Here is a 21791-nt window from a genome sequence, read left to right as displayed (position 1 = left end):
CAGCTCACCGTGGAGTTAAGCTCTAGGCATGAACGACGACATGAACAACTCGACCACACGCGGGCCGCAGGATCACGAGATCCGCGACCAGATCATCAACGCCGCGACCCAGCATTTCGGCCACTACGGCTATGAGAAAACCACGGTTTCGGACCTTGCCAAGGCAGTCGGTTTTTCCAAGGCCTACATCTATAAATTCTTCGATTCCAAGCAGGCCATCGGTGGGGTGATCTGCACCAATCGCCTGGCCATGATCATGGGCATCGTCGACGCGGCACTGGCCGATGCGCCGAGTGCCTCGGAGAAGATGAGGCGCCTGTTCCGCTCGATTTCAGAGGCTGGCAGCGATCTGTTCTTCCACGACCGCAAGCTCTACGACATCGCGGCGGTGGCCTCGCGCGACCAGTGGCCGTCGGTCAAAGCGCACGAGCTGCGCATACGCGAGTTGATCCAGCAGATTCTCCTCGAGGGCCGTGAAGCGGGCGAATTCGAGCGCAAGACGCCGCTGGACGAAACCACCAACGCGATCTTTCTGATCCTGCGGCCCTACGTCAATTCCGCCCAGCTGCAATACAACCTGGACGACGCTGCCGAGGCCGCCGCGCACCTGCCGGCGCTGATATTGCGCAGCTTGGCTCCGTAGTCATGCGTTAGTGACCGTTGACAATATTAGTCACTGGTTTAAGAATGAGGTTCCTGAATTGCTCTTGAGTGATGGAACTCATGCGCCTTGTGCCCGCCGTTCTTGCCGTTTGCCTGCTGCCTCTCGTCCTAGTGGCGTGCGGCGATTCGTCTGTGCAGAAAGACCCCCGCAACAAGCCGCCGCTGGTTCGGGTGGCAGCGGTCGAGCAGGCAGCCGGGGCCGCTCGTTCCTTCACCGGTGTGGTGGTCGCGCGCACCCAGAGCGACCTTGGCTTTCGCGTCTCGGGCAAGGTGCTGGAGCGTCTGGTCGACACCGGCGAAACGGTCAGGCGCGGCCAGCCGCTGATGCGCCTCGACCCCGTCGACCTGCAGCTGCAGGCGCGGGCGCAGCAGGAGGCCGTCGCCTCTGCCCGGGCGCGGGCCAGGCAGACGGCTGACGACGAAGCCCGTTACCGCGGGCTGGTCGCCGCCGGGGCGGTGTCGGCCTCGACCTACGATCAGATCAAGGCGGCTGCCGATTCCGCCAGGGCGCAGCTCAGCGCTGCCCAGGCCCAGGCTGATGTGGCGCGCAATGCCACGGGTTACGCCGCCTTGCTGGCCGATGCCGACGGCGTGGTGATGGAAACCCTGGCCGAGCCCGGCCAGGTGGTCAGTGCCGGGCAGCCCGTGGTGCGGCTGGCGCGAGCAGGGCAGCGCGAAGCCATCGTGCACCTGCCGGAAACCCTGCGCCCGGCGCCGGGTTCGACCGCCCAGGCCGCCTTGTATGGCAGCAGCAGCGCCTCGGTTGCGGCCAGGCTGCGGCTGCTTTCCGAGGCTGCCGACGCCACCACGCGCACCTTCGAGGCCCGCTACGTACTCGACGGCGCGCTGGCCAACGCCCCGCTCGGCGCCACCATCACCCTCGATATCGCCGCGGCGAGCGATGCAGCCCAGGCGCTGCAGGTGCCTGCTGCCGCGCTGTACGACCCGGGCAATGGCCCCGGTGTCTGGGTGGTCGCTGGCGAGCCGGCGAAAGTCGCCTGGCGGCCGGTACGGGTTGTGGGGATCGGCGATCAGGCGGCGCGAGTCGAGGGCCGTCTTGGCGCGGGCGAACAGGTGGTGGCGCTGGGCGCACACCTGCTGCATGCCGATCAGGAGGTGCGAGTTGCCCAGGCGCCTACAGTCGCCGGGAGCCAGCCATGAGCGAAGGCCGTTTCAACCTGTCGGCACTGGCGGTTCGCGAGCGGGCCATCACCCTGTTTCTCATTCTGCTGATCGCGCTGGCCGGCACCTTGGCGTTCTTCCAGTTGGGCCGCGCCGAAGATCCGCCCTTCACCGTCAAGCAGATGACCATCATCACCGCCTGGCCGGGCGCCACTGCCCAGGAAATGCAGGATCAGGTCGCCGAACCGCTGGAAAAGCGCATGCAGGAGCTGCGCTGGTACGACCGCAGCGAAACCTACACCCGTGCGGGCCTGGCGTTCACCATGGTGTCGCTGCTCGACAGTACGCCGCCTGCGCAGGTGCAGGAGGAGTTCTACCAGGCCCGCAAGAAGCTCGGTGACGAAGCCAGGAGCCTGCCGGCTGGGGTCATCGGGCCGATGGTCAACGACGAGTTCTCGGACGTGACCTTCGCGGTGTATGCCCTGAAGGCCAAGGGCGAGCCGCAGCGCCAGCTGGTACGCGAAGCCGAATCGCTGCGTCAGCGCCTGCTGCATGTGCCGGGGGTGAAGAAGGTCAACATCATCGGTGAGCAGGCCGAGCGCATTTTCGTGTCCTTTTCCCATGACCGGCTGGCGACGCTGGGCGTGACTGCACAGGACATCTTCGCCGCACTCAACAGCCAGAACGCGCTGACCCCAGCCGGCTCGGTGGAAACCTCCGGCCCGCAAGTGGTGATGCGCCTGGATGGCGCGTTCGACACCCTGGCGAAAATCCGTGACACGCCGATTGCCGTGCAGGGGCGCACCCTGAAACTTGCCGACGTGGCGACCGTGGAGCGTGGCTACGAAGATCCCGCCACCTTTCTGGTGCGCAACGGTGGCGAGCCCGCGCTGCTGCTCGGCGTGGTGATGCGCGAGGGTTGGAACGGCCTCGACCTCGGCGCGGCGCTGGACGCGGAAACGGCGAGCATCAATGACGCCATGCCGCTGGGCATGACGCTGGACAAGGTCACCGACCAGGCGGTCAACATCAACTCGTCCGTCGATGAGTTCATGGTCAAGTTCTTCGTCGCCCTGCTGGTGGTGATGCTGGTCTGCTTCATCAGCATGGGCTGGCGCGTGGGTGTGGTGGTCGCGGCTGCCGTACCATTGACCCTGGCCATCGTCTTCGTGGTGATGGCGGCCACCGGCAAGAACTTCGACCGCATTACCCTGGGTTCGCTGATCCTCGCCCTGGGCCTGCTGGTGGACGACGCCATCATCGCCATCGAAATGATGGTGGTGAAGATGGAGGAGGGCTACGACCGCTTCAAGGCATCGGCCTACGCCTGGAGCCACACTGCGGCGCCGATGCTCTCCGGTACGCTGGTCACGGCCATCGGCTTCATGCCCAACGGCTTCGCGCAGTCCACGGCCGGCGAGTACACCAGCAACATGTTCTGGATCGTCGGCATCGCGCTGATCGCCTCCTGGGTGGTTGCCGTGGCGTTCACCCCTTATTTGGGCGTGAAGCTGTTGCCCGACATCAAGCAGGTCGAGGGTGGGCACGCGGCCATCTACGACACGCGTCATTACAACCGCTTTCGCAGGCTGCTGGGGCGCGTCATCGCGCACAAGTGGCTGGTGGCCGGCGTGGTGATCGCCGCGTTCGTGGTGGCCTTACTGGGCATGGGCCTGGTGAAGAAGCAGTTCTTCCCGACGTCCGACCGCCCGGAAGTGCTGGTCGAGCTGCAGATGCCCTACGGCACATCCATCGAGCAGACCAACGCCACGGCCATCAAGGTCGAGTCGTGGCTGCGCGAGCAGGAAGAGGCCAAGATCGTCACCGCCTACATCGGCCAGGGCCCGCCACGCTTTTTCCTCGCCATGGCGCCGGAGCTGCCTGACCCTTCGTTTGCCAAGATCGTGGTGCTGACGGACAGTCAGGAGGCCCGTGAAGCGCTCAAGCTGCGCATCCGTGAAGTGGCTTCCGAAGGCCTGGCGCCCGAGGCCAAGGTGCGCGTCACCCAACTGGTGTTCGGCCCGTATTCACCGTACCCGGTGGCCTATCGGGTAATGGGGCCCGATGCCATGCAGCTGCGCGAAATCGCCAGCCGTGTGCAGTCCGTGTTGCAGGCCAGCCCGATGATGCGCACGGTGAACGCCGATTGGGGGCCGCGGGTACCCACGCTGCATTTCTCGCTGGATCAGGATCGCCTGCAGGCCGTTGGCCTGAGCTCCAACGCGGTGGCGCAGCAACTGCAGTTCCTGCTCAGCGGCGTGCCGATCACCTCGGTGCGCGAGGACATCCGCGCCTTACAGGTGGTCGGTCGCGCGGCGGGGGATATTCGCCTCGACCCGGCGAAGATCGCAGGCTTCACCCTGGTTGGCTCGGCCGGCCAGCGCATTCCGCTGTCCCAGGTCGGCGAAGTGGATGTGCGCATGGAAGACCCGATCCTGCGCCGCCGCGACCGCACGCCGACCATCACCGTGCGCGGCGACATCGCCGAAGGGCTGCAGCCGCCGGACGTGTCCACGGCGGTGTGGAATGACCTGCAACCGATCATCGCGACGCTGCCGGCCGGCTATCGCATCGAGATGGCTGGCTCCATCGAGGAGTCCGGCAAGGCCAGCAAGGCGATCGCGCCGTTGCTGCCGATCATGATCGCCCTGACGCTGCTGATCATCATCCTGCAGGTGCGCTCGATCTCGGCCATGGTCATGGTGTTTCTCACCTCGCCGCTGGGCCTGATTGGCGTGGTGCCGGTGCTGCTGCTGTTCCAGCAGCCGTTCGGCATCAACGCGCTGGTCGGTTTGATCGCGCTGTCGGGAATCCTGATGCGCAACACGCTGATCCTGATCGGGCAGATCCACCATAACGAGCGCGAAGGGCTCGATCCCTTCCAGGCCGTGGTCGAGGCCACCGTGCAGCGCGCTCGCCCGGTACTGCTGACGGCGCTGGCGGCGATCCTCGCCTTCATCCCGCTCACCCACTCGGTGTTCTGGGGAACCCTGGCCTACACCCTGATCGGCGGCACCTTCGTGGGCACCATCATGACGCTGGTGTTCCTGCCGGCGATGTATGCCATCTGGTTCAGGATCCGCCCGAGCGACGAACCGAAGGACGCACACGCGTAATCCCCGGCAAGCAGTACTGGGCTGCTCGCCACCAACCTGGCTGAGAGGCTGCAATGATCAATTTCCAAAAGCACAAGCGCATCGTGGTAACCGGTGTCGGCCTCGTCGGCCCCCTGGGCTGTGGTACCGAGACGGCGTGGCAGCGCTTGCTAGCCGGGCGCTCGGGCATTCGTACGCTGCCGGCAGCCATCAGCGACGGCAACGGGGTGACGGTCGGCGGGCAAGTGCCCTCGCTCGACGAGGATGGTGTTGCCGGCTATCGACCCGAGCTCGTCATCGCGGCCAAGGAACGCAAGAAGATGGATCGCTTCATCGAATTCGCCCTGGTAGCCGCGCACGAGGCATTGCAGCAAGCGGGCTGGCGGCCTGGCACGGAGGAGACGCGGCAGCGTACAGCGACGGTCATCGCCTCGGGGGTGGGCGGGTTCGGCGCGATCGCCGAGGCCGTACGCATTACCGACGCGCGCGGGCCACGCCGGCTATCGCCGTTCACCGCGCCGTCGTTTCTCGCCAACATGGCAGCGGGGCACGTGTCGATCAGCCACGGCTTCAAGGGCCCGCTTGGCGCGCCGGTGACGGCTTGTGCGGCAGGTGTGCAGGCGATTGGCGATGCGGCTCGGCTGATCAGAAGCGGCGAGGCTGATATCGCCATCTGTGGTGGTACCGAGGCGGCTATCGATCGCGTCACCCTGGGCTGCTTCGCGGCTGCCCGCGCGCTGTCGACCGGCTTTGCCGGGCGGCCGCAGGAGGCGTCGCGCCCCTTCGACCGTGACCGCGATGGGTTCGTCATGGCCGAAGGTGCCGGGCTACTGGTGATCGAGTCACTCGAACATGCGCAGGTGCGCGGCGCTGTGCCGCTGGCCGAGCTGGTGGGCTATGGCACCAGCGCCGATGCCTATCACCTTACCGCTGGCCCCGAAGATGGCAGCGGGGCGCGCCGCGCCATGCAACAGGCACTACAGCAGGCAGGCCTGAAACCTGAAGAGGTGCAGCACATCAACGCCCATGCAACCTCAACCCAGGTTGGCGACAAGGGTGAGTTGTCCGCCATTCAGGCGCTGTTCGGCGCCCATGCAGGCGTCGCGATCAGCTCGACCAAATCCGCCACGGGCCATTTGCTGGGAGCCGCCGGCGGAATCGAAGCGATCTTCACAGTGCTGGCGTTGCGTGACCAAATCGCGCCGCCGACCCTGAACCTCAACAATCGGGACGAAGCTGCAGCGGGGCTCGACCTGGTCGCGCTGCACGCCCGCCCGATGCCGATCACCCATGCACTCTCCAATGGCTTCGGCTTTGGTGGGGTAAATGCCAGTGTGCTGTTTCGTCGCTGGGAGGGGGCGTGATGAGCGCGCAGCCCGACACCGTGGCAAGCGGCAGCGCGATGGCCGTACCAAATGGCACCGCGCTGACGGGCAGGGTGGTCGCGTTGCTGGCGGGGCTGTCGGCGATCGGCATCCTGTCCACCAACATCATTCTTCCGGCGTTCCCGGCGATCGGCCAGCAACTGGGAGTGTCCTCCCGCGAGCTCGGGCTGACGCTTTCCAGCTTCTTCATCACCTTCGCGCTCGCGCAACTGGTGGTAGGGCCGCTGGCCGACCGTTTCGGTCGCAAGCGTCTGGTGCTCGGTGGGCTCACGCTGTTCGTGGTCGGCTCCCTGGTGGCCGGCCTGGCGAGTTCGTTCGGCATGCTGATCGCCGGGCGGGTGATCCAGGCCCTGGGCGTCTGCGCCGCTGCGGTGCTGGCGCGGGCCATCGCCCGAGATCTGTTCGACGGCGAGACGCTGGCGCGGGCCCTGTCGCTGACCATGATCGCCACCGCCACGGCCCCCGGTTTCTCGCCGCTGCTGGGTAGCCTGCTGACCACCGCCCTGGGCTGGCGGGCGATCTTCGTGATGGTGGGAATTGCCGCCGTCATCATCGCGTTTTTCTACGCCCGTGGCCTTGGCGAAACGCTGCCACCCGAACGCCGCGTCATGCAGTCCGTGCCGCAGGTGATGGCGGCCGATGGCCGCCTGCTCGGCGATGGCCGGTTCATTCTGCCTGCCGGTGCCGTTAGCCTGCTGATGAGCGGCCTGTTCGCCTCCTTCGGCGCGGCACCGGCGATCCTGATGGGCGGCATGGGGCTGTCCTCCCTGCAGACCGGGCTGTACTTCGCGGCGACCGTGTTCATGGTGTTCGCTGCCGGTATGGTGGCGCCACGCCTGGCCCGGCGATTCGGCAGCCGCCGGGTGGCCAGCTTCGGCCTCGCTGTCGCGGCGCTGGCTGGCGGCCTGCTGCTGATCGGCCCGAGCGACCCCGGCCTGGCCTGGTACTCGCTGTCGATGGTCACGTTTCTCTGGGGCATGGGCCTGGCCAACCCGCTGGGCACCGCCATCACCATGGGGCCGTTCGGCAACGAAGCGGGCCTGGCCTCGGCGCTGCTCGGTTTTCTGACCATGGGCGCGGCGGCGATCACCACCTGGCTGGTGTCGGTATTGGACTTCGCCCCGGTGACCACCTTGGGCGCGACTCAGGCGGTGGTTTGCCTGCTCGGCCTGGGCTTGTTCGCGGTGGGCAATCGGCAGGCAAGGTTATCGAGTCGTCAATAACGGCGCGGGCCACCCACTGGATCCAGCCTGGTTCAGTTCGCCGGCGTCGCTGCGGAACCTGGCCAGATCACCGCCTGGGCGACGATCACGTCCTTGCCGTTGAAGGTGAGGGCCGGGGCGCCGTGAAGTCGGTAACCCATCTCCAGGGCGGCACTGACCCGCCGGCAGAAGCTGGCGTCGTCGGGGCCGGTCAGTACGCGGTAGATGGGCAGGTCGTCTGGCGGGCGGGGCATGGGCTCGGTTCCTTGAGGCGGTTGGGCATGCGTTTATGAGCGTCGGGCCGGGCGCCGTCAAGCGCTTGCGACGCGAGAGCTTTCAATCCGCCGGCTGTTGCCGAGGGCTGGCCGATTTGCGGTGCTGATTCGATCTTCAACCGCACTCGCCACCATTGGCCACACCATCGAGCAACCACTGCCGGAACACGCCTAGCGCCGGCAGCACGGCATTGCGTTTGGGGTAGGCAAGAAAGTAGGTACGGCCACTGGCAACCGGGGTGCCGGCGGTGCGCAGCTGGCCCTGGCGCAGTTCCTCCTCGACCAGCACCTGGGGCACCAGGCCGACGCCGATGCCGGCGCGCACGGCCTGGATCAGGTGCGAGGTCAGCTCGAAGCTGGGGCCGGCCTGCAATTGCCCGCTGTTCACGCCATGCCGAGCGAACCAGGTCGACCACATCGGCGGGTGGCTGGCCACCTGTAGCAGCAACTGCCTGGCCGCCAGCTCGGGCGTCAGCGGCTCGCCGGCCGCGAGAATCGCCGGGCTGGCGATCAGCACCATGGATTCCTCGAGCAGCGGGTGGGCCATCAGTTCCGGCCAGGCGCCGTCACCCACGCAGATCGCGGCGTCGAGCTGACCGTCGCTGAAGTCGGCGTGGATACGCGAATGGATGTGCACCTGTACGCCCGGGTTGGCGGCGTAGAACTCGTGCAGCCGCGGCAGCAGCCATTTCGAGCCGAAGGTCGGCAGCAGCGCCAGGCGCAGGGTGCCGCCACCGGAGCCGTAGTCGATGGCCTGCAGCGTCGCGTTGCGAATGCGCGCCAGGGCGTCGGACAGGGTGTCGGCGTACAGCCGGCCCACGTCGGTGAGCACCACGTTGCGGCCTTCGCGCTGGAACAGGGTGATGCCCAGGAAGGCTTCCAGCGCCTGCACCTGGCGGCTCACTGCGCTCTGGGTCAGCGACAGTTCGGCGGCGGCGCGGGTATAGCTCTGGTGGCGCGCCGCCGACTCGAAGGCCAGCAGCAGGGACATCGACGGCGTCAGTCTGCGCAGATTCATTCATAAAACTCATGGGTTGCTACGGCAAATACCCTTGTAGCACAGGCATTCACTCCCGAAAATGCTCGCCATTACCGCCTGATGTAATCGCCCGTTAGAGGCGTGTAGCTCAATGGGAGATAACCGATGATCGCCAGCCTGAGTGCTCCACAACCGACCCAGGCCCTTTACCTGGCCTTTCTCGACGCGCTCGGCGCCGCCGGCTTTCGCGGCGAGATCGCCCGTGACCACGCCAGCCGCACCGTGCTGGCGACCGACAACTCCATCTACCAGCGTCAGCCCCAGGCGGCGGTGTTCCCCCTCGATGAGGACGACGTGCAAGTGCTGGCGCGGGTGGTCAGCGAGCCTGCGCACCGCAGCGTCAAGCTGACGCCACGGGGCGGCGGCACTGGCACCAATGGCCAGTCGCTCACCGATGGCGTGGTAGTCGACCTGTCGCGGCACATGAACCGCATCCTGGAGATTAATGCCGAGGAGCGCTGGGTGCGGGTGCAGGCCGGGGTGGTCAAGGACCAGCTCAACGCCGCACTCAAGCCCCACGGGCTGTTCTTCGCCCCGGAGCTGTCGACCTCCAACCGCGCGACCATCGGCGGCATGATCAACACCGACGCCAGCGGCCAGGGCAGCTGCACCTACGGCAAGACCCGCGACCACGTGCTGGAGCTGACCACCATCCTGCTCGGCGGCGAACGCCTGCACAGCCACCCGGTGAGCGAGTCGACCCTCAGCGAACAGCTGGCCCGCAGTGACCGCACCGGCCAGGTTTACCAGTGCGCCGAGCAGATCCAGCGCGAGAAGGCGGCGCTGATCGAGGCGACCTTTCCGAAGCTCAACCGCTGCCTGACCGGCTACGACCTGGCGCACCTGCGCGAGGCGGACGGGCGCTTCAACCTCAACAGCGTGCTGTGCGGCTCCGAGGGCTCCCTGGGTTTCATCGTCGAGGCGCGCCTCAACGTGCTGCCAATTCCCCAGTACTCGGTGCTGGTCAACGTGCGCTATGCCGGCTTCATGGATGCGCTGCGCGATGCGCGCAACCTGATCACCCTGCAGCCGCTGTCCATCGAGACCGTGGATTCCAAGGTGCTGCTGCTGGCGATGAACGACATCGTCTGGCACGGCGTCGCCGAGTACTTCCCCGAAGACCCCCAGCGGCCGACCCTGGGCATCAACCTGGTGGAATTCAGCGGCGACGACCCCGATGAGGTCAATGGCCGCGTCGAGCGTTTCATCCAGCACATTCAGCAAGACACCAGCGTGGTGCGCCTCGGCCACACCCTGGCCAGCGGGCGGGCGGCGGTGTCACGGGTCTACGCGATGCGCAAGCGCGCGGTGGGCTTGCTCGGCAACGTCGACGGCGAGGTGCGACCGCAGCCATTCGTCGAGGACACGGCGGTGCCGCCGGAAAACCTCGCCGACTTCATCGCCGAATTCCGCGCGCTGCTCGACGGCCACGGCCTGACCTACGGCATGTTCGGCCACGTCGATGCCGGCGTGCTGCACGTGCGCCCGGCGCTGGACATGAAGGATCCGAAGCAGGCCGCGGCCATCCGTCCGATCTCCGATGCGGTGGCGGCCCTGACCCAGCGCTATGGCGGTCTGCTGTGGGGCGAGCACGGCAAGGGCGTGCGCTCGGAATACGCGCCGGCGTTCTTCGGTGAGCTGTATCCCTCGCTGCAGGCACTCAAGGCCGCGTTCGACCCCTACAACCAGCTGAACCCCGGCAAGATCGCCACGCCCCTGGGCAGTGACGAGGCGCTGCTGAAGATCGACGAAGTGACCCTGCGCGGCGACCTCGACCGGCAGATCGACGAGCGTGTGTGGCAGAGCTACGGCACCGCGGTGCACTGCAACGGCAACGGCGCCTGCTACAACTTCGACCCGGACGACGCCATGTGCCCGTCCTGGAAGGCCACGCGCCAGCGCGTGCATTCGCCGAAGGGCCGGGCCTCGCTGGTGCGCGAGTGGCTGCGCCTGCAGGGCCAGGCGGGCGTGGACGTGCTGGCGCCGATCGCCAGCGGCCCGCTGGATTTCCTGCGTAGCCTGCCGAGTCGCTGGCGCCATTCCCGCGCAGGCGATGACGACTTTTCCCACGAGGTCTACGAGGCGATGGCCGGCTGCCTGGCGTGCAAGTCCTGCGCAGGGCAGTGCCCGGTGAAGGTCAACGTGCCGGAGTTTCGCTCGCGCTTCCTGGAGCGCTACCACCAGCGTTACCTGCGCCCGCTGCGCGACTATCTGATCGGCTCGCTGGAATTCAGCCTGCCGCTGTTCGCCCGCATGCCGCGGCTGTACAACGCGGTGATGGGTTCGCCCCTGGTCACGCGCCTGCTGGCCGAGCGCATCGGCATGGTCGACAGCCCGCTGCTCAGCGATTTCGACTTCAAGGCCTTGGCGGCGCGCCATGGCCTGAGGATCGCCACGCCAGCCGAACTGGCGCGGTTGAGCGCGGCGGAGCGGGCCAGGAGCCTGGTCCTGGTGCAGGACGCCTTCACTCGCTATTTCGAGACGCCGGTGTTCGCCGCTTTCATCGAACTGGCCAGCCGGATGGGCTATTGCGTATGGCTGGCGCCGTTCATGGCCAACGGCAAGCCGCTGCACGTGCAGGGCTTCCTGCCGGCCTTCGAACGCACCGCACGACGCACTGCGAAAGGCTTGCAGGCGCTGGCCGGCTTCGACATCCCGCTGGTGGGGCTGGACCCGGCGATGACCCTGGTTTACCGCCAGGAATACCGCAAGATCGCCGGCCTCCAATGCCCGGACGTGTTGCTGCCACAGGAGTGGCTGCTCAAGGCCCTCGACGGCCAGCCCAAGCTGCCGGCCAAGACCGTGGCGTTCCGGCTGCTGGGCCACTGCACCGAGAAGACCAACGCGGCGCCGAGTGCGGCGATGTGGGTGAAAGTGTTCGAGCAGGCCGGGCTGCAGGTGTCGGCCGAGGCCACCGGTTGTTGCGGCATGTCCGGCACCTACGGGCACGAGGCGCGCAACCTGGAAACGTCGCGGACGATCTTCGCCCAGTCCTGGGAACCGGCACTGAATTCCGGCGCCGCCGCCGAGCCCCTGGCGACCGGTTATTCGTGCCGCAGTCAGGTGGCACGCCTGAAGAGCGCCACGTTGCGCCACCCGATCCAGGCATTGCTGGAGCATCTGCAGTAGGAGGAGGGGTAGTGGCGCTTCCTGTGGTTAGGTAGGGCAGGGAGCATCGCTGCAGGGCTGGGATTTTCGCGGGCACGGCCCGCTCCCACGAGAGAGTGCAGTCGTAGGATGGGTGAAACCCATCGCAATTTGATGGGTTTCACCCATCCTACGATCTAAGCGGCGGAAACGGCCGGTCGCTTAATCGGTAGGAGGGGCTTTAGCCCCGAGCTCTTTGCGCCCTAATACAGCTCGGGGCTAAAGCCCCTCCTACCGGATCGTTAGATGGCCGCTTTTGCCTTGTAGCAGCCTCATCAGCGCCGCCTGAAAAGATCGTGAGCAGGTTCTAGAGGATCACCCGCAGACACTGGCCGGCGTGGTACAGCGAGAACCCCGCTTCGTAGTAGCAGGCGCGCAGCCCGGCGGTACGCAGCGCTTTCATCCGCGACAGCGGGATGGGCAGCACGCTGGTGTCGCTCTTGAGCAGGTAGTCGGCCAGGGCGTGGCCCACCACGGTGCCGGTGGTGTTGCCGCGGCCGTTATAGCCGGTCACCGCGACCACGCCAGGCGCCGGTTCGAACAGCTTCATCAGGTGATCCGGGGTGAAGTCGATGCAACCGGTCCAGTGCATTTCCCAATCGACCTTGCCGAGCTGCGGGAAGTAATGGCCCTGGATGCGGTCCGCCCAACTGCGCACGAACCAGTCCGGCTTGTTGTTGGACTTGCCCATGCTGCCCAGCAGCAGGCGGCCCTGATCGTCACGGCGGATGCTGCTGAGCACCGTGCGCGTGTCCCACGAGCCCTGGCCGTGGGGCAGCACGGCGTCGGCCGCCGGGCCGCTCAGCGGCTTCGAAGCGACCTGGTAGTAATAGCCGCGGAAGAAGTTGCGCTGCACCTCGGTCCAGTCGCCCTCGGTGTAGGCGCCGGTGGAAATCACGATCTTCTCGGCCGTGACCGTGCCCAGGGCCGTGCGCACCAGCCAGCCATCGGCCTGCTTGTGCAGTTCGGTGACCGGCGATTGCTGATGCAGGGTGCCGCCCAGGCGCAGCACGGCGGCGGCGAGGCCCTTGGTATAGCCCATGGGGTTGATGGTGCCGGCGCGACGGTCCAGCAGGGCGCCGGTGATCTTGTCGGTGCCGCAATGCTCCACACAGGTGGCGCCGGTCAGCAGCTCGACATCCGCGCCACGGCGGCGCCACTGCGATTCGCGGGCCTTGAGGTCTTCCAGGCCGGCGGCGTTGTGGGCCATATGCAGGGTGCCTTGATGGCGCGCCTGGCAGTCGATCTGGTAGCGCTCGATGGCTTCGAACACCTTTGCCGGCGCATCGCCCAGCACCTTGTTGAGGCGGCCTCCGACTTTTTCGCCCAGCGTGGCTTCCACGTCGTCGGGCTTGATCCAGGTACCGGCGTTGACCAGCCCGACGTTGCGCCCCGAGCCGCCATGGCCGACCTCGAAGGCCTCCAGCACGCACACGCGCTTGCCTGCCTCAAGTAGTTGCAACGCCGCCGACAGCCCGGTGATTCCGCCGCCGATCACGCAGACATCGACTTTAACCTCGCCAACCATTACACCGGCGTCAATGGGCGCTGGCGTTGCCACTTCCCAGAGGCACTGTTGCTGGAAAACTGTCATTTCACCCACTCCCTTCAACATCGGTTAGCGCGGTAGCAGGCCCATTTCCGGCGACGCTGGGAAAGGACCTGCTCTCTTACGTTTTGGTGTGGCAGCCCGCCTAGGTTGGGGCCGTTATCTTTCCAGTACCCGGACTGGACTGAAAAGACCATCGGTATTGCTTTGCGCTGGCGCCTGCGGCTCGACCCTAGGTATGAACTTTCCGGTAGCCGCCCAGATCAGGCCGATCACCGGCGACAGCCAGCAAGCGAACGCGACTGGCGCATACAGTAGAGTCGGTATGCCCAGCGACGAGGAGACGAACGCCCCGCCCATGTTCCAAGGGATCAGCGGTGAACACAGCGTGCCGCAATCTTCGATGCTGCGTGACAGCACCGTCGGCTTGTAGCCCATGGCGGCGTACTTGTCCTTGAGCAGTTGCCCGGGTAGTACCAGCGAGGTGTAGACATCACCGACCAGGGTGCCGACGCCCAGCACGCTGGTGTAGCTGCTCAGCACGAGGCCAAAGCGATTCTTGATCACCTGATCGAGCTTCTTGCGTAGGGCGTCGAGCGTGCCGTGGGCCTCCAGGGCGCCGACGAAAGCCAGTGCGATCAGCGTCAGGGTGATGACCCAGGTCATCGACATGATGCCGCCCTTGGACAGCAGCTTGTCCACTGAGGCGATCCCTGTCTGGCTGACGAAGCCGTTATGCAGGATATTGGTCAGCTCCTTGGGGCTGACACCCTGGTAGAACACCGCCACAACGGCGGCCAGCACCACGCCAGCGAACATCACTGGCAGGGCCGGCGCTTTGCGCATGGCCAGGATGATCACCGCCAGCGGTGGCAGCATGGTCAACAGGCCGATACGGTAATGCTGCTCGACGCCAGAACGCATCAGCTCAATACCGCTGGCATCCACCGCCTGAGTCGCGTAGCCGGAACCGATCCAGGCGTAGAGCACCAGGGAAATCAGCATGGCCGGTACGGTGGTCGGCAGCATGCCCTTGATGTGGCTCCAAAGATCGGTACCGCACACGGCCGGGGTCAGGTTGGTGGTTTCCGAAAGCGGCGACATCTTGTCGCCGAAAAAGGCGCCGGAGACGATCGCACCGCCGGTCAGATAGGCCGGTACGCCCAGCCCTTCGCCTACGCCCATCAGTGCCAGGCCTACCGTGCCCACGGTGCCCCATGAGGTTCCGGTCATCAGTGAGATCAACGAACAGAGCAGGCACGTCACCACTAGGAAGCTGCCACCAGACAGGTAGCTGAAACCGTAATAGAGCAACGTGGGCACGGTACCGGAGGCGATCCACGAGCCGATCAGCATGCCGATGCACATCAGAATGAAGATGGCCGGGATGCCGATACGCACCACCTTGAACATCGAGGCTTCGATACTGAACCAGGGCATGCCCCGGCTTACTGCGAACAGTCCGCATGCCAGCACACCCAGGGCGAGCGGCACATGGGGGGTGAAATCCTCGAAGAGGAAGAACTGAACCATCAGCAAGATGGCGGTAATTATCAGGGGAGCCACTGCCACAGCAAAGGACGGCGCCTCCCAGGTCATTTCCTTACGGGCGTCCAAGGTCAAACTCCTTCTTTTTTTGGGGGCAGTACGCGAAAAAGGGGGTAGTGCGCATCGCGAGCCTCTTTTGTTGTTATTGGGCTGCAGTCACTGGCACCTCTGCCTTTGCTGCACGCAGGCAGGGGCCGCTGTGTAACGGTCAACAGCTACTGGTTATCCGTCTTTGTGGGAAACGCCATGCCGATCCAGATCGACATGGCGGGTGCCAATCAGTCGAACACGATGCCCTGGGCCAGCGGCAGTTCGCGGGAGTAGTTGACGGTGTTGGTCTGGCGGCGCATGTAGGCCTTCCAGGCATCAGAACCGGATTCGCGACCGCCGCCGGTTTCCTTCTCGCCGCCAAATGCGCCGCCGATTTCCGCACCGCTGGTACCGATGTTGACGTTGGCGATGCCGCAGTCGCTTCCGGCCGCGCCTTGGAAGGCTTCGGCTTCACGCACGTCGGTGGTGAAGATGCACGAGGACAGACCCTGGGGCACTTCGTTGTTCAGGCGCAGCGCCTCTTCGAAGTCGTCGTAGGCGAGCACATAGAGGATCGGCGCGAAGGTTTCGTGGCGCACCACTGCGCTCTGGCCCGGCATCTCGACGATGGCGGGGCTCACGTAGTAACCGTTGGGGAAGCTGTCGGCCAGCTGGCGCTCGCCACCGAACACCTGGCCGCCTTCGTCGCGGGCCTTGGTCAGGGCGTCCTGCATGGCGCTGAACGCCTGCTTGTCGATCAGCGGGCCGATCAGGTTGCCCTGACGCGGATCGCCGATGCGCACCTTGGCGTAGGCGGCTTTGACGCGGGCCACCACGTCGTCCTTGATCGAGCGATGGACGATCAGGCGGCGCAGGGTGGTGCAGCGCTGGCCGGCGGTGCCGACGGCGCTGAACAGGATGCCGCGCACGGCCAGGTCGAGATCGGCGCTGGGGGTGAGGATCATGGCGTTGTTGCCGCCCAGTTCCAGGATGCTGCGGCCGAAGCGGGCGGCTACGCGAGGGGCGACTTCACGGCCCATGCGGGTGCTGCCGGTGGCGCTGATCAGAGGCACACGCGGGTCGTCGACCAGCACTTCGCCGGCCTCGCGGTCACCGATGACCAGTTGCGCCAGGCCTTGCGGTGCATCGTTGCCGAAGCGGGCGAGGGCCTTGTCGAATAGCGCCTGAGAGGCGAGGGCGGTCAGCGGGGTCTTTTCCGACGGTTTCCAGATCACCGCGTTGCCGGCGACCAGGGCCAGGGTGGTGTTCCACGCCCACACGGCGACCGGGAAGTTGAAGGCGCTGATCACCCCGACCACGCCCAGCGGGTGCCAGGTTTCACGCATGTGGTGGCCAGGGCGCTCGGAGGCGATGGTCAGGCCGTAGAGCTGGCGCGACAGGCCGACGGCGAAGTCGCAGATGTCGATCATTTCCTGCACTTCGCCCAGGCCTTCCTGGGTGATCTTGCCGGCTTCGACGGACACCAGCTCGCCGAGATCGGCCTTGTGCTCACGCAGCACCTCGCCGAACAGGCGCACCAGCTCGCCGCGACGCGGCGCCGGTACCTTGCGCCAGGCCAGGAAGGCGTCGTGACCGGCGGCGATCTTGGTACGTACCGCGTCGGCGCTTTCCAGGTTCAAGTGGCCGATCTGGCTGCCGTCGATGGGGGTGTACACGGCATGGTTGCCCCCTTGGTAGGCGCTGGTGCTGACACCAAGACGTTTGAGTAGCTGGTCAACCATGGTGATCTCCTGGGTCGTCTGTGGAGTTGAAAACATTGACGGGGATCAGTATTAATCCCCGAACGCGCGTTGAACAAACGACGTTTATGCACCATGTCATTCCGTCATGGAATCAAGTCGCACTGTCTTGCCCTGAGAACACCATGTCCAAACGATTGCTGCCAACCATGACCGCTCTGCAATGCTTCGAGGCCGCGGCCCGGCACCTGAGCTTCACACGCGCCGCCCAGGAGTTGCACCTGACCCAGAGCGCGGTGAGCAAGCAGGTGGCGCAGCTTGAGGACATGCTCCAGCACCCGCTGTTTCACCGCGTGCGTCGCCGCCTGCAGCTGGCGCCAGCTGGCGAGTTGTACCTGGCCGAGGTGAACAAGATTCTCACCCAGGTGGATATCTCCAGCCGCTACATCCTCTCCTACGGCGGCGAAACCGAGGTGCTCAAGGTGGCCACCCAGCCAACCTTCGGCGCGCGCTGGCTGGTGCCCAACCTCAAGGGGTTCTCCCGGCGCCACCCGACTATCCATCTGGACATCAAGAACGAGCTGGAACCCTTCGATCTGGTGCAGGCCAAGGCCGATGTGGCGTTCTTCTATGGCACCGGCTCCTGGCCGGGCGCCATCTGCATCGAGCTGTTCGGCGAGGACGTGATCCCGGTGTGCGCGCCGGACCTGCTGCCCAATGAGCCGCTGTTCGACGCTGGCGACCTGGCCAGCCTGGTGCTGCTGCAATGCACCTCGCGCCCCGGTGCCTGGCACGAATGGTTCGAGGAGCAGGGCATCAGCACCGAAAACAGCTACCACGGGCCGCGCTTCGATACCTTCTACATGTGCATCCGCGCGGCCGAGTCCGGCTGTGGTGTAGCCCTGGTGCCGCGCTTTCTGGTGCTGGACGAGCTGCAGGAAGGCAAGCTGGTGATCCCTTGGCAGCACTACAAACCCAGTCAGGGGGCACACTTCATCGCCTTCGCCGAGCAGTCCGCCGAGGTGCCGAAGGTCAGGGCGTTGATCGACTGGATTCTGGAAAAGGCCAGGGACGGTACGGGCGGTGTTCAGCAAGTTCCTGAATTTAAGGAATGACGGCAGCACTTTATTTCGCTTGTGGCATGGGCGCCTGAATCGCTTTTATAGGGGCATCGTTTCCAGGCACTGCTGCCTGTCATCGCGCCCCGGTGATGGCGGCCCAGGTAGGTAATCCATGAGTCACTCGCCCATCAGCTCGTCCCTTTCCGTAGTGCATCCCATCACGCTGTCCCACGGCCTGAACGCCCAGGTATGGGATACCGAGGGCAGGTCGTACATCGACTTCGTCGGCGGCATCGGCGTGCTCAACCTCGGCCACTGCAACCCGCAGGTGGTCAGCGCGATCACCGAGCAGGCGGGGCGGTTGACCCATTCGACTTTCAACGCCGTGCCGCACCAGGGCTATCGCCAGCTGATGGACGCCCTCGCGGCCTTCGTGCCGGTCAGCTATCCGCTGGCGGGCATGCTCACCAATAGCGGCGCCGAAGCCGCCGAAAATGCTCTGAAGGTGGTGCGCGCGGCGACCGGCCGTAGCGTGGTGATCGCCTTTGACGGCGGCTTCCACGGTCGAACCCTGGCCACCCTCAACCTCAACGGCAAGGTGGCGCCGTACAAGCAGAAAGTTGGCGTGCTGCCGGGGCCCGTCTATCACGTGCCGTATCCGAGCGCGTATACCGGCGTGACCGCGGACGAAGCCTTCAAGGCCATCGACCGGCTGTTCAGCGTCGAGGTGGACGTCAACGATGTCGCCTGCTTCATCATCGAACCGGTGCAGGGCGAGGGCGGCTTTCTGGCTCTGGATGCGGACTTCGCCAAGCGCCTGCGTCGCTGGTGCGACGAGCATGGCGTGCTGCTGATGCTCGATGAAATCCAGTCCGGCTTCGGCCGTACCGGCCAGCGCTTCGCCTTCACCCGCCTGGGCATCGAGCCCGACATGCTGCTGCTCGGCAAGAGCATCGCCGGCGGCCTGCCGCTGGGCGCCGTGGTTGGCCGCCCCGAGCTGATGGGTGCGCTGCCCAAAGGCGGCCTGGGCGGCACCTACTCGGGCAACCCCATCGCCTGTGCGGCGGCCCTGGCCAGCCTGCGGCAGATGACCGACGCCAACTTGGCCACCTGGGGCGAGGCCCAGGAACAGGCGCTGCTGCGCCGCTATGAACAATGGCGCGCCAAGGACCTGTCGCCGTATCTGGGCCGCCTCACCGGGGTTGGCGCGATGCGCGGTATCGAGTTGGTCACCCGTGACGGTCAGCCCGGCACCACGCAACTGGCCGAACTGCTGGAGGCGGCGCGGGCCAAGGGGCTGTTGCTGATGCCTAGCGGCAAGAACCGCCATATCGTGCGCCTGCTGGCACCGCTGACCATCGAGCCGGCGCTGTTCGAGCAGGGCCTGGATATCATCGAACACTGCCTGGCCAACCTCGGCTGAGCGTATTCGCCAACTTTCAGGCCGGCGAGTACCGCCACGGCCAACTGACAAGCGTGACAGGAGATTCGCCCGCTATGAACACTTCAGGATTCGTCGATCCCTCGCAAATCCGTGCGCAGTTTTCCAGCGCCATGTCCGCCATGTACCGCGCCGAAGTGCCGCTGTATGGCGACCTGCTCGACCTGGTGGCGGACACCAACACCCAGGCGCTGGCGGGCTCTACAGCGCTGAAGCAGCAGCTGGAGTGGACCGGTGAAATCGAACGCCTGGCCATGGAGCGCCACGGCGCGATTCGCGTCGGCACTGCCGAGGAGCTGTCGACCATCCGCCGCCTGTTCGCGGTCATGGGCATGCAGCCGGTGGGCTACTACGACCTCAGCTCGGCCGGCGTGCCGGTGCATTCCACCGCCTTTCGCGCTGTGCATGAAACCGACCTGCAGGTCAGCCCGTTTCGCGTGTTCACCTCGCTGTTGCGTCTGGAGCTGATCGAGGACGAAGCACTGCGTGCCCTGGCCGCCGAGATTCTCGCCAAGCGCGACATCTTCACCCCGCGCGCGCGGGCGCTGATCGAACAATGCGAAGCCCAGGGCGGCCTGGATGCCGCCGATGCCGAGGAGTTCGTCAAAGAGGCGCTGGAGACCTTTCGCTGGCATACCGAGGCCACCGTCACTGCCTCCGAGTACGACCGGCTGCATGGTCAGCACCGCCTGATCGCCGACGTGGTGGCCTTCAAGGGGCCGCACATCAACCATCTGACGCCGCGCACCCTGGATATCGACGAAGTGCAGGCGGCCATGCCCAAGCGCGGCATCACGCCCAAGGCCGTGGTCGAGGGCCCGCCTCGGCGCCAGTGCCCGATCCTGCTGCGCCAGACCAGCTTCAAGGCGCTGCAGGAGCGCGTGGCCTTCGTCGGCCAGTCCGATGCGACCGGCAGCCATACTGCGCGCTTCGGCGAGATCGAGCAGCGCGGTGCCGCCCTGACCCCTGCCGGCCGCGCGCTGTACGACCGGCTGCTCAACGAAGCGCGCGACGAACTGGGCGAGTTCCCCAACGAAGCCAATGCCCAGCGCTATGCAGACTTACTTGAGCAACGCTTCGAAGCCTTCCCCGACAGCTACACGACCATGCGCCGCGAAGGCCTGGCCTACTTCCGCTACTTCGTCACCGAAGCCGGCAAGGCCGCGCGCCGAGACGAAACCGCACCGCGCAGCCTGGACGCCCTGATCGAGGCCGGCCATGTGCATTTCGAGCCGCTGGTCTACGAGGATTTCCTGCCGGTGAGCGCTGCCGGCATCTTCCAGTCCAACCTCGGCGATGATGCCCAGGTCAGCTACGACGCCACCTCCAACCAGCAGGCCTTCCACGCCGCCCTCGGCGCCACGGTGCACGACGAGTTGGCGCTGTACGCCGAAACCCAGCGCCGCTCGCTGGCCGAGTGCGCGAAGGCACTGGGGCTCGAATCGCTGGGCTGATCAACGCGGCTTGGGGCGTTACCGCTTCTGACCAGGCGCGTTGCGCGGATTCTGGTCAGCGGTCGCCAGCCCCAGCTCGCTATCGACGCTGATGCTCTGTTCACTGACCACTGCCCGCACGGTGGTGATCAGGGTGTAGTAGATCTCCGGGCTGATCATCTGGCGGCCATCGGCATAGGTCACGCTGAAGGTGATACCGCCCTCGCCAGGCACCCTGAACACCTCGGTCTGCCCAGGCCGGATCGCGCCCAGGTCGTGGCTCTGGTTACGCCACTGGGCCACCACCTGCACGGCAGCGGCCGACTCGTTGCGCACCTCGGCGGTCGGCACGGCCCAGTAGGCAATGGCGACGAACAGCGCACCCAGCGCTGCGACAATGACGGCCAATGCAATCGCCAGTTGTTTGAGGCTGTGCTTCATGGAGTCTCTCTTTCCCGTTGGCGGCTTCGGTTGGTGCCTTTTGCTGGCAGTGATGGCCGTCGGTACGGCATTGTAGGTCTGCTGGCGGGTTGCTCGATGTGAAGCGCCTGGCTGATCTGAATTTCAATCTGGAGGATCGGAAGACCCATGGATATCCGCGCCACCCAAAAGGAAGACTGGACGCTACTGAAACGGATCCGCCTGGCCGCCTTGCAGGACACGCCTACCGCGTTCGGAGTGAGTTACCAGATGGCAGCGGCCGACAGCGATGCCCACTGGCAGGTGCGGGCGGCGGGGGAGAGGACGCGGTTCTGGCTGGCACTCGACGAGCGCAGGCCGGTTGGCCTGGTGGGCGCGGGGTTTCGGGATTCCGCCCGCTATGAGCTGATCGCCATGTGGGTCGAGCCGGCGGCTCGCGGTTCAGGCGCGGCGGACGGGCTGGTAGCGGCCGTGAAGGCATCTGCGATAGAGCTGGGCGTCGATGCGCTGTTTCTCGAAGTCGCCCCGGAGAATGTCAGGGCCGTGCAGTTCTACCGCCGGCACGGTTTCGAATTCCTCGACGAGTGGGAACCGATCGACAGCCACCCGCATATCCTCGCGCAGAGCATGCGCTGGAGCTGCAAGTAACGATTGGAGAGGGGACGAGGCACCCGGAACGGG

General features: G+C 65.8%; 16 protein-coding genes. 10 read left to right on the top strand and 6 right to left on the bottom strand.

Annotated elements, in window-relative coordinates; translation table 11 throughout:
• Positions 1–28 precede the first annotated feature (28 nt).
• The 5 genes from PVA39_RS15685 to PVA39_RS15665 all read left to right on the top strand — a co-directional run bounded on the left by PVA39_RS15685 (position 29) and on the right by PVA39_RS15665 (position 7488).
• On the top strand, positions 29–643 hold the full coding sequence (locus tag PVA39_RS15685) for a TetR/AcrR family transcriptional regulator (protein WP_274124823.1): 615 nt from the start codon (positions 29–31) through the stop codon (positions 641–643).
• An 80-nt stretch (positions 644–723) separates the two neighbouring features.
• Positions 724–1824, top strand: a complete 1101-nt coding sequence (locus tag PVA39_RS15680) for an efflux RND transporter periplasmic adaptor subunit (RefSeq protein ID WP_274124822.1) — start codon at positions 724–726, stop codon at positions 1822–1824.
• Positions 1821–4901 (top strand): efflux RND transporter permease subunit, encoded by a 3081-nt coding sequence (locus PVA39_RS15675; RefSeq protein ID WP_274124821.1) that lies wholly within the window; start codon positions 1821–1823, stop codon positions 4899–4901. Before PVA39_RS15680 ends, PVA39_RS15675 begins: the two co-directional genes overlap by 4 nt.
• 53 nt (positions 4902–4954) lie before the next feature.
• Positions 4955–6244, top strand: a complete 1290-nt coding sequence (gene fabF, locus PVA39_RS15670) for a beta-ketoacyl-ACP synthase II (protein WP_274124820.1) — start codon at positions 4955–4957, stop codon at positions 6242–6244.
• Positions 6244–7488 (top strand): multidrug effflux MFS transporter, encoded by a 1245-nt coding sequence (locus PVA39_RS15665; protein ID WP_274124819.1) that lies wholly within the window; start codon positions 6244–6246, stop codon positions 7486–7488. The genes fabF and PVA39_RS15665 overlap by 1 nt, the downstream gene beginning before the upstream one ends.
• A 32-nt stretch (positions 7489–7520) precedes the next feature.
• Here the strand turns inward: PVA39_RS15665 and PVA39_RS15660 are convergent, their stop codons facing one another.
• Complete coding sequence (locus tag PVA39_RS15660) at positions 7521–7721, bottom strand: DUF1737 domain-containing protein (protein ID WP_274124818.1); 201 nt, start codon at positions 7719–7721, stop codon at positions 7521–7523.
• Between the two features lie 136 nt (positions 7722–7857).
• On the bottom strand, positions 7858–8760 hold the full coding sequence (locus tag PVA39_RS15655; protein ID WP_274124817.1) for a LysR substrate-binding domain-containing protein: 903 nt from the start codon (positions 8758–8760) through the stop codon (positions 7858–7860).
• A 126-nt stretch (positions 8761–8886) separates the two neighbouring features.
• Between PVA39_RS15655 and ydiJ the strand changes: the two genes are divergently transcribed.
• On the top strand, positions 8887–11910 hold the full coding sequence (ydiJ, locus tag PVA39_RS15650) for a D-2-hydroxyglutarate dehydrogenase YdiJ (protein WP_274124816.1): 3024 nt from the start codon (positions 8887–8889) through the stop codon (positions 11908–11910).
• Between the two features lie 325 nt (positions 11911–12235).
• Here the strand turns inward: ydiJ and amaA are convergent, their stop codons facing one another.
• The 3 genes from amaA to amaB all read right to left on the bottom strand — a co-directional run bounded on the left by amaA (position 12236) and on the right by amaB (position 16797).
• Positions 12236–13522 carry an L-pipecolate oxidase gene (gene amaA, locus PVA39_RS15645; protein ID WP_274124815.1) on the bottom strand — a complete coding sequence of 429 codons (1287 nt, stop codon included), beginning with the start codon at positions 13520–13522 and terminating at the stop codon, positions 12236–12238.
• A 114-nt stretch (positions 13523–13636) separates the two neighbouring features.
• Positions 13637–15094: a Na+/H+ antiporter NhaC gene (nhaC, locus tag PVA39_RS15640; RefSeq protein WP_274124814.1), complete on the bottom strand. Its 1458-nt coding sequence runs from the start codon at positions 15092–15094 to the stop codon at positions 13637–13639.
• A 209-nt stretch (positions 15095–15303) separates the two neighbouring features.
• Positions 15304–16797 carry an L-piperidine-6-carboxylate dehydrogenase gene (gene amaB / locus PVA39_RS15635; RefSeq protein WP_274124813.1) on the bottom strand — a complete coding sequence of 498 codons (1494 nt, stop codon included), beginning with the start codon at positions 16795–16797 and terminating at the stop codon, positions 15304–15306.
• A 143-nt stretch (positions 16798–16940) separates the two neighbouring features.
• Here amaB and PVA39_RS15630 point away from each other — a divergent pair, with 143 nt between their 5' ends.
• The 3 genes from PVA39_RS15630 to hglS all read left to right on the top strand — a co-directional run bounded on the left by PVA39_RS15630 (position 16941) and on the right by hglS (position 20711).
• Entirely contained in the window at positions 16941–17870 is a 930-nt protein-coding gene (locus PVA39_RS15630) for a LysR substrate-binding domain-containing protein (RefSeq protein ID WP_274124812.1), read from the top strand.
• A gap of 118 nt (positions 17871–17988) precedes the next feature.
• Positions 17989–19239, top strand: coding sequence for a 2-aminoadipate transaminase (locus PVA39_RS15625; RefSeq protein ID WP_274124811.1), 1251 nt, complete (start codon positions 17989–17991; stop codon positions 19237–19239).
• Between the two features lie 74 nt (positions 19240–19313).
• Entirely contained in the window at positions 19314–20711 is a 1398-nt protein-coding gene (hglS, locus tag PVA39_RS15620) for a 2-oxoadipate dioxygenase/decarboxylase HglS (protein WP_274124810.1), read from the top strand.
• A gap of 18 nt (positions 20712–20729) precedes the next feature.
• Here the strand turns inward: hglS and PVA39_RS15615 are convergent, their stop codons facing one another.
• The gene (locus tag PVA39_RS15615) at positions 20730–21131 is read right to left on the bottom strand and encodes a hypothetical protein (protein ID WP_274124809.1); all 402 of its coding nucleotides are present in this window, start codon (positions 21129–21131) and stop codon (positions 20730–20732) included.
• Positions 21132–21278: 147 nt separating this feature from the next.
• Here PVA39_RS15615 and PVA39_RS15610 point away from each other — a divergent pair, with 147 nt between their 5' ends.
• A complete protein-coding gene (locus PVA39_RS15610; RefSeq protein WP_274124808.1) occupies positions 21279–21758 on the top strand; it encodes a GNAT family N-acetyltransferase in 480 nt (159 codons plus the stop codon).
• Positions 21759–21791 lie beyond the last annotated feature (33 nt).

It is taken from the genome of Pseudomonas sp. CNPSo 3701 (genome assembly GCF_028674975.1).
In the GTDB taxonomy this organism is placed as follows: domain Bacteria; phylum Pseudomonadota; class Gammaproteobacteria; order Pseudomonadales; family Pseudomonadaceae; genus Aquipseudomonas; species Aquipseudomonas straminea.
Note: the sequence above shows the minus strand (reverse complement) of the source record. Positions and strands in the feature narration are given on the sequence as shown.